At 75.3% G+C, this 12,377-nt stretch carries 10 protein-coding genes; 1 reads left to right on the top strand and 9 read right to left on the bottom strand.

All coding sequences use genetic code 11. The features are described from left to right. Positions 1-50: 50 nt before the first annotated feature. A complete protein-coding gene (locus tag HD595_RS38585; RefSeq protein WP_253778030.1) occupies positions 51-998 on the bottom strand; it encodes a helix-turn-helix transcriptional regulator in 948 nt (315 codons plus the stop codon). A gap of 81 nt (positions 999-1,079) precedes the next feature. Here HD595_RS38585 and HD595_RS38580 point away from each other — a divergent pair, with 81 nt between their 5' ends. Then, the gene (locus tag HD595_RS38580; protein WP_253778028.1) at positions 1,080-1,787 is read left to right on the top strand and encodes an alpha/beta fold hydrolase; all 708 of its coding nucleotides are present in this window, start codon (positions 1,080-1,082) and stop codon (positions 1,785-1,787) included. A gap of 173 nt (positions 1,788-1,960) precedes the next feature. On the opposite strand, the gene menC is transcribed toward HD595_RS38580, so the two are convergent. The 8 genes from menC to HD595_RS38540 are packed head-to-tail and all read right to left on the bottom strand — an operon-like array spanning position 1,961 to position 12,265. After that, positions 1,961-3,079: an o-succinylbenzoate synthase gene (gene menC, locus HD595_RS38575; protein WP_253778026.1), complete on the bottom strand. Its 1,119-nt coding sequence runs from the start codon at positions 3,077-3,079 to the stop codon at positions 1,961-1,963. Continuing rightward, complete coding sequence (locus tag HD595_RS38570) at positions 3,076-3,840, bottom strand: GNAT family N-acetyltransferase (RefSeq protein ID WP_253778024.1); 765 nt, start codon at positions 3,838-3,840, stop codon at positions 3,076-3,078. Before HD595_RS38570 ends, menC begins: the two co-directional genes overlap by 4 nt. Positions 3,841-3,894: 54 nt before the next feature. After that, positions 3,895-5,601 carry a PucR family transcriptional regulator gene (locus HD595_RS38565; RefSeq protein ID WP_253778022.1) on the bottom strand — a complete coding sequence of 569 codons (1,707 nt, stop codon included), beginning with the start codon at positions 5,599-5,601 and terminating at the stop codon, positions 3,895-3,897. Then, the gene (locus HD595_RS38560) at positions 5,598-7,148 is read right to left on the bottom strand and encodes an N-acyl-D-amino-acid deacylase family protein (protein WP_253778019.1); all 1,551 of its coding nucleotides are present in this window, start codon (positions 7,146-7,148) and stop codon (positions 5,598-5,600) included. Before HD595_RS38560 ends, HD595_RS38565 begins: the two co-directional genes overlap by 4 nt. A gap of 39 nt (positions 7,149-7,187) precedes the next feature. Beyond that, entirely contained in the window at positions 7,188-8,912 is a 1,725-nt protein-coding gene (locus tag HD595_RS38555; protein WP_253778017.1) for an oligopeptide/dipeptide ABC transporter ATP-binding protein, read from the bottom strand. Then, entirely contained in the window at positions 8,905-9,753 is an 849-nt protein-coding gene (locus tag HD595_RS38550) for an ABC transporter permease (RefSeq protein ID WP_253781442.1), read from the bottom strand. Before HD595_RS38550 ends, HD595_RS38555 begins: the two co-directional genes overlap by 8 nt. A 5-nt stretch (positions 9,754-9,758) precedes the next feature. Then, a complete protein-coding gene (locus HD595_RS38545) occupies positions 9,759-10,706 on the bottom strand; it encodes an ABC transporter permease (RefSeq protein ID WP_253778016.1) in 948 nt (315 codons plus the stop codon). Beyond that, complete coding sequence (locus HD595_RS38540; RefSeq protein WP_253778014.1) at positions 10,706-12,265, bottom strand: ABC transporter substrate-binding protein; 1,560 nt, start codon at positions 12,263-12,265, stop codon at positions 10,706-10,708. Before HD595_RS38540 ends, HD595_RS38545 begins: the two co-directional genes overlap by 1 nt. Positions 12,266-12,377: the final 112 nt, after the last annotated feature.

Genomic DNA, 12,377 nt, shown 5'->3' with positions numbered 1-12,377 from the left:
TGTCGGTTAACGGGACGTTAAGGGCCCATCACCTGGCATGTCAAGGATCGTCACTCCGGCGTACCCGCCAGCAGCCCCTCGGCCAGCCGCCGGACGGCGGCGCGCAGGTCCCGCGGCGACACGATCGTGAAGGGGAAGCCGAGCCCGGCGAGCATCGTGGCCATGCCGTCCAGGGACTCGGCGCGCATCCGCAGGAGGACTCCGTCCGGCGTCTCGGTGAGCGCGGCCACCGACGGCGGGATGCGGCGGGCCGCCTCGGCGAGCGGAACGTGCAGGAGGACCTCGACCGGGTGCGCGTACGGCACCTGGGCCAGCGACGCGGTGACCTGCCGCACCGGGTCGGACTCCTCGGGGATCTCGTACGAGGCCGTCCCCGGGACGACGGAGGCGATCCGGTCGAGGCGGAAGGTGCGCAGCTCGCCGGACCGGTGGTCGTGTCCGGTCACGTACCAGCGGCCGGAGTGGAAGACCAGGCCGTGGCCGTCCAGCTCGCGTTCGGTCTGTGCGCCGTTCCAGGAGCGGTAGCGCACGGTGACCCGGCGGCGGTCGCGGATCGCGGCGGCCAGGGTGAGCACGGCCCGGCTCGCGGGGGTCTGCGCCGCGCGTCCGGCGAGGGTGAAGTCCAGGGTCTCCTCCAGTGCGCCGGCCTGTTCGCGCAGCGTGGCCGGCAGCACCCGCCGGATCTTGGCCAGGGCGGCCTCGGTGGCCGCGGCGGCCAGGCCCAGGCGGCGTCCGGCGAGCAGGCCGAGGACCACGGCGGTGGCCTCGTCGTCGGTGAGCATCAGCGGCGGCAGCTTGTAGCCGGGCATCAGCCGGTAGCCGCCGTAGCGGCCGCGCTCGGCGGCGACCGGGATGCCCAGTTCGGCGAGCCGGGCGGCGTAACGCCGGACGGTCCGCTCGTCCACGCCGAGCCGCTGCGCCAGGTCGCGGCCGCCCAGCCCGTGGTGCGCCTGGAGCAGTTCGAGCATCGCCAGCATCCGGGTCGCCGGATATGACACAGGTCACCCTCTCAATCCGGGCGGTTTCTGTCCGCTTTTGGCTTTAGCGTAGCGACCTCGGCTCACTGAAAGGACGATGAGATGGCGAATTACGTGCTGGTTCCCGGTTTCTGGCTGGGCGCCTGGGCCTGGGACGAGGTGGCGCGGGAACTGCGCGCCGCCGGGCACCAGGTGCGGGCGGTCACCCTGACGGGGCTGGCGGAGCGGGCCGGGGAGCTGTCGCCGGAGGTCGGCGTGGAGACCCATGTCGCCGACATCCTCGCGGCGATGGACGGGCTGGAGGAGGTCGTCCTGGTCGGGCACAGCGGGGCGAGCGTCCCGGTGACCGCGGTCGCCGACCGGCATCCCGAGCGGCTCAGCCGGGTGGTCTACGTCGACACCGCGCCGCTGCCGTCCGGTGTGGCGGTGATCGACTTCAACGACGAGGACACCCAGAAGACCTGGCGCGACCAGGTCGGGGACGGCCACGCGCTCGACGCGCCCTCCTTCGAGGAGGAGGACGGGATGTTCGCGGGACTGACCCCGGAGCAGCGGGCGCGGATCCGGGCGAAGGCGACGCCGCACCCGTGGGGCGCGGCCACCGAGTCGGTCGAGCGGCCGTCGCGGATCCCGGCGACGCCGAAGACCATGATCGCCTCGACGATGCCGGTGGCGCTGATCCGCGAGCTGATCGCCTCGGGGAACCCGGCGTTCGCCCCGCTCGGCGCGCCCGAATGGACCTTCGTCGAGCTGCCGACCGGCCACTGGCCGATGTTCTCGCGACCGGCGGAGCTCGCCGCGTTGCTCTGAGGACCGTTCGGGGGACGGGCGGCGCGAGCAGCGCCGGCACGTTCAGGGGGAGACGTCTGCCCGGCCAATCCGCGCGCGTCCCGGGCCGGCGGGCCCGGGACGCGGGCGGATCAGGCCACCCGCGGCGGCGACCGGCGCGGGTGACCGGCAGGAGCGGGGCGGACGGGCGGCTGTCAGCCGGCGGGGGTCACGCGCACGGGCGGCTCGGTGGCGAACGCCTTCAGGGCGTCCGGGTCCGGGGCGACGCCGGTCCCGGGGCCGTCGGGCACCGTGATGGAGTCGCCCGTCAGCTCGACCGGCGCGGTGAGGTCGCGCTCGTAGTAGCGGGCCGTCGCCGAGATGTCCCCGGGCAGCGTGAAGCCGGGCAGGCTGGCCAGCGCCAGGTTCGCCGCCCGGCCGAGCCCGGTCTCCAGCATCCCGCCGCACCACACCGGGACGTCGGCGGCCTGGGCGAGGTCGTGGATCCGGCGGGCCTCCAGGTAGCCGCCGACCCGGCCGGGCTTGATGTTGATGATCGAGCAGGCGCCCGCCCTGATCGCGGCGGTGGCGGCCCGCGCCGAGGTGATCGACTCGTCCAGGCAGATCGGCGTCTCCATGCGGGCGGCGAGCCGGGCGTGGCCGTGCAGGTCGTCCGGGGCATAGGGCTGTTCCAGCAGGGCCAGCCCGTACGCGTCGAGGCGGGCCAGGTGGCGGGCGTCGGCTGGCGAGTAGGCGGTGTTGGCGTCGGCGGTGAGCATCAGGCCGGAGCCGAACGTCTCGCGCACCAGCCGGACCGGCTCCAGGTCCCAGCCGGGCTCGATCTTGAGCTTGATCCGCGCGTACCCGGCGCTGACGTGCCGGTCCACGGTGTCGAGCAGGTCGTCGAGGGTGGCGGCGATGCCGACCGACACGCCGACGCGCACGCAGGGCCGCACCCCTCCCAGGTACGCGGCCAGCGACAGGCCGCGCGCCTTGAGCACGGCGTCCAGGACGGCCGTCTCGACGGCGGACTTGGCCATCGGATGGCCGCGCAGGTGCGCCAGCGCGGGCGCGACGCCGGCCGGGTCGAGGTGGGGCACCGCGAACAGGGCGGGCAGCAGGAAGCGCCGGATGAGGTCGGCGGCGCCCTCCAGGTACTCGGGGCTGTAGGTGGGCTCGTCGTCGGCCACGCACTCGGCCCAGCCCTCCTCGCCGTCGGCGCCGCGCACGCGCACCAGCAGCGCCCTGCGCACGGTCTGCGTGCCGAGCGAGGTGCGGAACGGGGTGAGCAACGGCAGCGCGACCGTGTGCAGCTCGGCTTCGGCGATCCTCATGCCGCACGCTCCAGTACGTACCAGCCGTCCCTGGTGAAGGCGGTGATCCGGTAGCCGTCGGCGAGCGCGCCGCCCAGGGCGGCCCGCTGGGCGGTCCGCCACCGCGCGGCCTCCTCGGGGTGCTCGCGCCGCAGCCGCTCGGCGTCGGCGGGCGTGGCGCAGCGCAGCACGGCCGCGCCGCCCGGCTCGCGCGGCGCCCCGCTCTCGTCGAGGATCACCTCCGCCTCCCCGCTCCGGTCCGGGTGGAACGCCGGCGAGGCCGGGGCGGGGACCGGGTGCACGGGCCAGTGGGCGAACAGGCGGTCGGTGACGTCGCCGCCGTTGATGCCGTCGTTCATCGGCCCGTAGAAGTCGGGCACGTACCGCTCGGCCCGGGCGCCGAGCCTGGCCAGGTTGAAGAAGGCGTTGCGGCGCACGAGCGGGTCGAAGGTCCAGGAGATGGAGTTCAGGCCGCGTTCGGCGGCCCACGCGCGCTGGTGCGCCTTGATCGCCCGGCCGATCCCCCGGCCCCGCGCCTCGGCGGCCACGCCCACGACGTGGGAGTGCAGGCTGGCCCCCTCCGCGAGGAACCCGGAGGCGGCGGCGACCAGCTCGCCGTCGAGGAAGGCGCCGGCGACGTAGCCGCCGGTGTGCGCGAGGGCGCACATGAGGTCCACGGCCACCGGCGGATCGTCGCCCGCCCTGGTGTTCCAGATGCGGCGCAGCAGCCGGTCGGCGGCCTGGAACTGGGACGTTCCGTGGAGGATGCGAAGTTCGACCATGGCCACCAGCATTCCGCCGGACCGCCGCCGGATCGTTGGCGTGCGAGCCGAACTTCAGCCGCCGCCGTTTGTGCCGGACGCCCGCACCTGACCGCCACCCGCACCGGACGCCCGCACCTGACCGCCACCCGCACCGGACGCCCGGGCCTGACCGCCGCTCGCACCGGACGCAGGGATCCGGCCGCCGCTCGCACCCGACGCCTGGATCTCGGCCAGCCGGAGCTGGAGCCCCAGCACGAGCCGCACGTCGGGATCGTCGAGCGGGATCAGCTCGCCGATGCGGCGCAGCCGGTACCTGAGCGTGTTGGGGTGCAGCGACAGCGTCTCGGCCGCCCGCGGCACGTCGTAGTGGGCGGCCAGCCAGACGCGCAGGCTGTGGACGTAGTCGGTGCCGTGCCCGGCGTCGTGCTCGGCCACCAGGGACAGCGGCTCGCCCGTCAGCGCCCCGCCGGAGCGCATCGAGGCCGCCGCGTCCATCAGGAACAGCGCCGCGGCCAGCTCCTCGTGCAGGCCCACCTCGCCGGCCGCGCACGGCCCGCGCAGCGGCCCGCACAACGCGCGCAGCGCCTCGTCGGCCTGCCGGGCGCCGGCGGGGACCTGCGCGACCGAGGGCACCGCCCGCCCGACGCCCGCCCGCCAGTGCCCGCCGAGCCGTTCGGCGATCCGGCCGAGGGTGTCGGCAGTGACGCGCCGCAGCAACGGGGTCCCGGCGCCGGCCGCCACGACCGCGTACGTCCGGCCGTCCACGACGCCGACGGCGGCCCCGATCCGGTAGGCGGCGTAGGCGGTGCGCAGCAGGTCGGCGGCGTGCGTGGCGGCGAAGACGTCGGCCCGCCCGCCCGTCTCCCCGGCGGCCACGACCCGGACCGGCTCGTCCGGGTGGAGGCCGAGGGAGGCGGCCAGCTCGTCCACGTGCCCGGTGCCGCGCAGCAGCCGGCCCAGCCACTCGTTCCTGGTCCTGCGGGCCTCGTCGGCGGCCAGGCTGAGGCGCGCCAGGTGCGGGGCGGCGCTCCTGGCGGCCTCGGCGAGCACGGCGGCGGCGTCGGATGCGAGCGGCTCGTCGCCCTGGATGGCCCAGATCGTGCCGAGCGCCTCGCCCCTGGCGCGGACGGCGATGGCCAGCCTGGGCAGGAACTCGCGCGGCTCGTGGCTCCACACGGCCTCCTCGCAGCGCAGGACGGCGGCGTACTCCTCGGCGTGCGTGGGATGCTCGGGGACGCGCCGGCCCAGGATGCCCTCCCTGCGCAGCTCGTCGATGGGCTGGCCGCCGATCGTGGAGTAGGCCAGGACGCGCATGGCGAGGTCCTCGATGGCGACCGCGCCGCCGACGCGCGTGGCGACCTGGTTGGCCAGCGTGAACAGGTCCACCGCGCCGCCCGGGTCCGAGGCCGGGGCGACGAGCGCGAGCAGGGCGTCCACCAGCGCGTAGAGCTGCCCCCAGGACAGGCCGGGGGCGGCGGCCAGCAGCGCCACGCCCGCGTCCCGGGCCGCCTCGGTCAGCGCGGCGGCGTCGCCGAGCCCGGCCCGCACGACGACCGCGCTCGCGCCCGCCTCGGCCGCGCTCGCCGGCAGGGACGCCTCCGGCCGGCCGGTGACCAGCAGCAGCGCTCCGGCGAAGGCGGTCATCGGCTCGTCGCAGCCGTGGATGACCGGCGCGCCCACCATGGCCTGGCGGCCGGACGGCAGGCACAGCGCGGTCACCGCCTCCGCGCCGAGGCTGTCGAGCAGCACGCCGAGCGTCACCCGGCCCTGGGCGCTCACTCCTGCCCCCGGCGCAGGAGGCGTCCGTGCCGGCCGCCGGTGAACTCGCCGTCGTCGATCACCATCCGGCCGCCCAGGAGCACGTGGGTGACGCCGGCCGGGCGTATCGCGGGCTCGTCGTAGGTGCCGTCGTGGCGGATGGCCGCGGGGTCGAACACGCAGACGTCGGCGACCGCTCCCCTGCCCAGCCAGCCCCGGTCGGCCAGGCCGAACTGGGCCGCGGTGGCCGAGCCGACCTTACGGATCGCCTCGGCCATCGGCACGACCCTGCGCTCGCGCACGTACTCGCCGAGGAAGGTGGGGAAGGTGCCGTACGTGCGCGGATGGTTCGGCCGGGCGGGCGGCCCGCCGTCGGAGCCGATCGACACGAGAGGATGCCGCATGATCCGGGTGACGTCGTCGTCGTGCATCGTGTGGAAGACGCCGTCGGCGCGCGGGTCGGCCATGACCAGGTCGCAGAGCGCGTCCCAGGGGTCGCGGCCCTCCAGCAGGTCGGCGAGCCTGCGGCCGGTGACGCCGGCGGAGTCGTGCCGGAGGAACCGCACGTCCTCGGGGTGCGCCTCGCGCCACAGGCCGACGCCGGTCGTGCGCTCCGGGTCCTCGGCCAGCGCGCGCAGCGCCCGCCGTTCCTCCGGGTCGGCGAGCCTTCTGACCAGCTCCTCCTCGCCGCCTTCACACGCGGCGGGGGGCAGCAGCGCGACCAGCAGGGTGGAGAACGCCCGGTACGGGTAGACGTCGGCCCGCACGTCCACTCCCCTGGCCCGGGCGGCGGTCAGCTTGTCCAGCAGCATGGCCGACGCGCCGTGCACGGCCCGGCCCGACGCCTTGCAGTGGGAGACCTGCAGCCGCACCCCGGCCGCCTCCGCCACCTCCACGGCCTCGTCCAGCGCGTCGGCCAGCCCTTCGCTCTCGCTGCGCAGGTGGGTGGCGTAGGCGAGGTTCCAGCGCCGGGCGGCGCGGGCCAGCGCGATCAGCTCGGCGGTGCCGGCGTAGGCGCCGGGCACGTACTCCAGGCCGCTGGACAGCCCGCACGCGCCCGCGGCGAACGCCTCCTCGGCCAGCTCGACCATCCGTTCCAGGGCGCCGGGCGACAGGCCGGCGTCCATGCCGCAGGCGGCCGTGCGCAGCGTGTTGTGACCGACGAGCACGGCGAGGTTGTTGGTGGTGCCCTCCCGTTCCACGGCGTCGAGGTAGCCGCCGAAGGTGGCGAAGCTCCGCTCGCCGAGGATCTCGGGGATGAGGCCCGCCGACTCCGGGGTGGCGGGGCCGCAGGAGAAGCCGCAGTTGCCGACGATCTCGGTGGTCACGCCCTGCCACAGCTTGAACGGCTGCGCCCCGGCCATGAACGGCACGGTGTCGGAATGGCTGTGCGGGTCGATGAAACCCGGCGCGACGACCAGGCCGTCCACGTCGACCACGCGGGCCGCCCGCCCGAGGTGGCGGCCGGTCGCGGTGACGCGCCCGCCGTCGATCGCCACGTCCGCGGTACGGCCGGGCGAGCCGAACCCGTCGTGCAGGGTGCCGCCGCGCAGGATGAGGTCGTGCATGGGGTTGTGCCTTTCCCGGTACGAGGTTCGTGGGTCATGTCAGCGGACGGCGGACACCAGGCGCCTGGTGTAGTCGTGGGCGGGGGCGTCCAGGACCGTCGAGGTGGTCCCCTCCTCCACGACCGCGCCCTTCAGCAGCACCACGGTCCTGGCGGCGATCTGGCGGACGACCGCCAGGTCGTGGGTGATGAACAACATCCCGGTGCCCAGGTCCCGGCCGATGCCGCGCAGCAGTTCGAGCACGTGCGCCTGCACCGACACGTCCAGGGAGGCGACCGGCTCGTCGCAGATCAGCAGCGCGGGCCGGACGGCCAGGGCCCGGGCGATGGCGACGCGCTGGCGTTGGCCGCCGGACAGCGCCTTGGGGCGGCGGGCGGCGTACGCGGCGGGCAGGCCGACCAGCTCCAGCAGCTCGGCCACGCCGATCCGGTCGCCGGGCGCGGCCCTGGCGCTCGCCTCGGCCAGCGCCGCGCCGACGGTCATGGCGGGGTTGAGCGAGGTGGAGGGGTCCTGGAAGACGCACTGGACGAGCCGGTGCACGCGGGCGCGCTCGCGCGGGTCCAGGGCGGCGCGGTCGGTGATGTCGAGGCCGGCGAGCCGGATCCGGCCGCCGTCGGGGGTGACGAGGCCGAGCACCGACCGGGCCAGCGTGGTCTTGCCCGAGCCGGACTCCCCCACCAGGCCGACGGTCTCGCCCGGGTTCACGTGCAGGCTGACGCCGCCCAGGGCGGTGTGGGCGCCGTACCGCTTGCGCAGCCCCTCGACGTGCAGCAGCGGCTCGCCGTCGGCCGGGCCGGCGGTGGGCACGGTGAGTGACGCGGTCTCGGCCAGCGGCGGGCGGGCGGTCCCGGCGGCGTCGTGGACGCACGCGGTCAGCCGGTCGCGGCCGATCGGGCGCAACGGCGGCCTGGCCTCGGTGCAGGCGGCCGCGACCAGGTCGCAGCGGGTGGCGAACGCGCAGACGCCGGCCACCTCGTCCGCCCGCGGCACAGAGCCCGGGATGCCCACCAGGCGCTCCATCGCGCGCTCGACCGACGGCAGAGCGCCCAGCAGCCCGGACGTGTACGGGTGCGCGGGCGCCGCGGCCAGCTCCGCGCCCGGCCCCTGCTCGACGACGCGGCCGGCGTACATCACGGCGACGCGGTCGCAGACCGCGAACGCCACGCGCAGGTCGTGCGTGATGAGCAGCACGCCCATGCCGCGCGCCTCCTGCACGCGGCGCAGCAGCGCCAGGATCTCGTGCTGGGTGGTGGCGTCGAGCGCGGTGGTGGGCTCGTCGGCGATCAGCAGCTCGGGGTCGCCGGCCAGCGCGGCGGCCAGGGCGACGCGCTGCCGCATGCCTCCCGAGAGCTGGAACGGGTGGCGCCCGGCCACGGCGGGGTCGTCGATGCCGACCTCGGCCAGCCTGCGGGCGATCTCCTGCCGGGAGGTCCGGCCGGGCAGGGTCTCGGCGATGTGCGCGCCGGCCGTGCTCAGCGGGTTGAGCATGGTGAAGGGGTCCTGCATGAGCAGCGAGATCCGCCGCCCGCGCACGCCGCGCAGCAGCCGCTCGGAGGCGCCCACGACCTGGGTGCCGCCGACCTCGACCGATCCCTCGGCGCGCAGGCCGCGCGGCAGCAGGCCGACCAGGGCGCGGGCGGTCAGTGACTTGCCGCTGCCGGACTCGCCGACCAGCCCGACGGTCTCGCCCGCGGCGACCGTCAGGTCCACGCCGTCCACCAGCACCCGGTCGCCGACGACCCGCAGGCCGCGTGTCTCAAGCATCGGAGAGCCTCTCGAAGAGCTGGTCGCCCAGCAGGGTGGCGGCGGTGGCGGCGATGGTGACCAGCGCGGCGGGCACCACCGCGGCCCACGGGTTGAGGTCGAGCAGGCCGCGGTTCTCCTCGATCATCAGACCCCAGTCGGGCGTGCCGGCGGGCAGGCCGATGCCCAGGAAGGACAGACCGGACAGCGCGACCAGCGCGGCGACGAAGCTGAGCAGCGCGCCCGCCACGACCGTGGGCGCGATGTTGGGCAGCAGGTGCCTGAACATGATCCGGGTGCGGCTGAGCCCGAGCGTGCGGGCCGCCTCGGCGTAGGCCAGCTCGCGCTGGGCCATGGTGAGGCTGCGCACCACCCGGATGTCGCCGGGCGTGAACAGCACCGCCATCGCCAGCACCGCCCAGCCGATGCCGCCGCCGAGCACGCCCACCAGGACGATCAGCATGAGCAGGCCCGGCATCGCGATGAGCAGGTCGACCACGCGCATCATGACGGCGTCGATCCAGCCGCGCCGGTAGCCGGCCAGCAGCCCCAGCGAGGTGCTCATCGCGCACGTGCCCAGGGCGACGACGAGCGGCCACAGCAGCGCCGAGCGGGCACCGGCCAGGCAGCGCGACAGCACGTCGCGGCCCAGCTCGTCGGTGCCCGCCCAGTGCGCCCAGCTCGGCATCGTCGCGCCGAGCGCGAGGTCCTGCGCGGCCGGGTCGTAGGGCGCGACCCACGTCCCGAACAGGGCGGCGGCGGCCATCAGGGCGAGGATCCCGCCCGACAGCAGCGTCACCGGCCCCGGCCTGCTCCGGCGCAGCCGCCGCGCCCGCCCGCCGAGGCGCACGGTCCCGGGCATGACGCTCACGCGGCCACCGCCCCGTGGCGCACCCGCGGGTCCACCGCGAGGTAGGCCAGATCGATCAGCAGGTTGACGGCGACCACCACGGCGCCTCCCATCAGGACGAGCGCCTGGACGACGGGCAGGTCCTTCTGCCCGACGGCGCTGACGAGCAGCTCGCCGACGCCGTGCAGCCCGAAGGCCCGCTCGACGAACAGCGCGCCGGTGAGGTTGGCCGCCAGCAGCAGTCCGCCGACGGTGAGGACGGGCAGCGCGGTGTTGCGCAGCGCGTAGCCGAACCAGTAGCGGGCACGGCCGACCCCGCGCGCCCGGGCGAACGTCATGTAGTCCTGGCCGGCCAGGTCGAGCGCGGCGGCCCGCATCTGCCGGACGACGACCGCCGCCTGCCCGGTGGCCAGCGCGATCGCGGGCAGCGTCAGGTGGGTGACCCGCTCGGCGAACGTCTCGCCCGCGCCGAACACGGGGAACCAGCCGAGCGTGACGGCGAAGCCGTACAGCAGCAGGATGCTCATCGCGAACGGCGGGATCGCGAGGGCGACCAGGGCGGAGAGCGTGATGCCCCGGTCCAGCGGGCTTCCCCTGCGCATGGCGGCGACCAGCCCGGCGGGCAGGCCCACGGCCAGGGTCAGGACGATGGCGTAGCCGGCCAGGCCGGCGGTGACGGGCAGGCGGTCGGCGATGACGCTGGTGACCGACTCGCGGCTGTAGAGGGAGGCGCCGAAGTCGCCGCGCACGGCGTCACCGAGCCAGGCGGCGTAGCGGACGGGCAGCGGGTCGTCGAGGTGGTACTGGGCGCGGACGGCGGCGCGCGACTCCGCGGTGGAGGGGCGCGGCCCGAGCAGGACCTGCTCCGGATCGCCGGGGGCGAGCGCGAGCAGCGCGTAGGTGAGCACGGACAGCACGCCGAGCAGGAGCAGCGCGGCGGCCAGACGGCGGGCGACGAAGGCCATCAGGCACCGGCCGCCGGGCGGATGCCGCTGAAGATGTCGGCGGTCCAGGTGCCGAACCGGCCGGTGTACCTGTCGCGCAGCGCGACGGCGGCCTCCCTGCTGTAGAGCGGCACGTACGGCACCTGGTCGGCGATCTCGGCCAGCACCTCGGTGACGGCGGCGGCGCGGTCGGCGCCCTCGTGCTTGCCGAGGTCGTCGAGCCGGGCGTCCGTCTCGGGCGAGCCGTAGCCGCTGAAGTTGAAGCCCTGGGGCCCGGCCGAGGCGCGGCTGACCAGGTCGGGCAGCACCTCGCCGGGGTCGGGGGTGCCGTAGACCAGGTCGACGAGCTGCAGCGGGGTGTCCTGGTGGCTGAACATCCGCTGCCGGTACTGCTCGGTGGGCAGCGGCTGGAGGTCGAGCTTGACGCCGATCACGGCCAGGTCGGCGACGATGGCCTGGAGCGCCTTGACGTCGTCGCCGCCGCTGTCGTACGGCGCGGCCAGAGTGAAGCCCCGCGGGTAGGCCGACTTGGCCAGCTCGGCCTTGGCGGCGTTCACGTCGTAGGGGTAGGCGGGCAGTTTCGGCGGCTTGTCGCCGTACAGGGCGGCGACCTGCGGCTTGGGCAGCATCAGGTCGGCGATGCCGCCGTGGCCCCCGATCATGAGCGTGGCCAGCGCGCCGCGGTTGAGTGCGTGGGCGATGGCGCGGCGTACGTGCACGTCCTTCGTCGGGCCCTCGCGGACGCCGAGGGACAGGTAGGCGATGTGGTTGGCCGGGTAGAAGACGGTCGTGACGCCGCGCAGGGCGCTCCACTTGCGCGTCTCGCTGACCTGGATGTCGTTGGTGCCGTCCACCTCGCCGGAGGAGACGGCCAGGCGCAGCGTCTCCGGGTCGGAGATCGCCTTGACCTCGATCCGGCGCAGCGCCGGCTTGGGCCCCCAGTACAGCTCGTTGCGCTCCAGCGTCACCCCCGAGGCGAGGGAGAACTTCGTGACCTTGAAGGGGCCGGAGCCGAGGGTGCCGACCTCGGGCGAGCCGAGGTCCTTCGGGTGCGCGGCGGCCAGCTTCTTCGGCACGATCTGCCAGGCCAGCGCGGCGGTGGCCAGGAAGGTGGGGCTGGGCTTGCGGAGGGTGACCTTCACCGTGCGCGGGCCGGTGACCTCGACCTTCTTGACCTGCGTGACGTAGCTGGCGGCCTGGGAGGTCACGGCGGGGTCGAGGTGGCGGGTCAGGGAGTAGGCGGCGTCCTCGGCGGTGACGGGCGCGCCGTCGCTGAACCGGGGCCCCTCGCGCAGGGTGAAGACGTACGTGTGCGGGTCGGGGTGGGTCCAGGAGGCGGCGATGCGCGGGACGACCTGGCCGTCCGGGCCGATGGCCACCATCGTGTCGAGGACGGCGAACTGCACGGTCGTGGAGGCGTCGTTGAAGCCGTGGGCGATGTCGAGGCTGTTGGGCGCGTTCCCCAACGCCCAGCGGAGCGTGTCGGGGGCCGCGCCGGAGCCCGGGGCTCCGGCGCAGCCCGCTGCCAGCACGAGCAGGACGCCCGTCGCGAGCCTGGCGAGCGCGGTTGAGGATGTCATGGAACCACCTCGGAGAATGAGCGGGGATAGACGGACGCTAGAAGCCCGACATCCCTCGTTCACTGACCAGGCAGCCAAACTCTGCGCGCCCCGCCTCGTGCTGCAGGCCAAC

Source organism: Nonomuraea roseoviolacea subsp. carminata (genome assembly GCF_024172185.1).
Taxonomy (GTDB): Bacteria; Actinomycetota; Actinomycetes; order Streptosporangiales; family Streptosporangiaceae; genus Nonomuraea; species Nonomuraea roseoviolacea.
Note: the sequence above shows the minus strand (reverse complement) of the source record. Positions and strands in the feature narration are given on the sequence as shown.

Bases quoted from the DNA above. Each gene is read 5' to 3' on its own strand.
- menC (WP_253778026.1), bottom strand. From the start codon at position 3,079: ATGAGGATCGCCGAAGCCGAGCTGCACACGGTCGCGCTGCCGTTGCTC.
- HD595_RS38570 (WP_253778024.1), bottom strand. From the start codon at position 3,840: ATGGTCGAACTTCGCATCCTCCACGGAACGTCCCAGTTCCAGGCCGCC.
- HD595_RS38540 (WP_253778014.1), bottom strand. From the start codon at position 12,265: ATGACATCCTCAACCGCGCTCGCCAGGCTCGCGACGGGCGTCCTGCTC.
- HD595_RS38555 (WP_253778017.1), bottom strand. From the start codon at position 8,912: ATGCTTGAGACACGCGGCCTGCGGGTCGTCGGCGACCGGGTGCTGGTG.
- HD595_RS38545 (WP_253778016.1), bottom strand. From the start codon at position 10,706: ATGGCCTTCGTCGCCCGCCGTCTGGCCGCCGCGCTGCTCCTGCTCGGC.
- HD595_RS38550 (WP_253781442.1), bottom strand. From the start codon at position 9,753: ATGCCCGGGACCGTGCGCCTCGGCGGGCGGGCGCGGCGGCTGCGCCGG.
- HD595_RS38560 (WP_253778019.1), bottom strand. From the start codon at position 7,148: ATGCACGACCTCATCCTGCGCGGCGGCACCCTGCACGACGGGTTCGGC.
- HD595_RS38580 (WP_253778028.1), top strand. From the start codon at position 1,080: ATGGCGAATTACGTGCTGGTTCCCGGTTTCTGGCTGGGCGCCTGGGCC.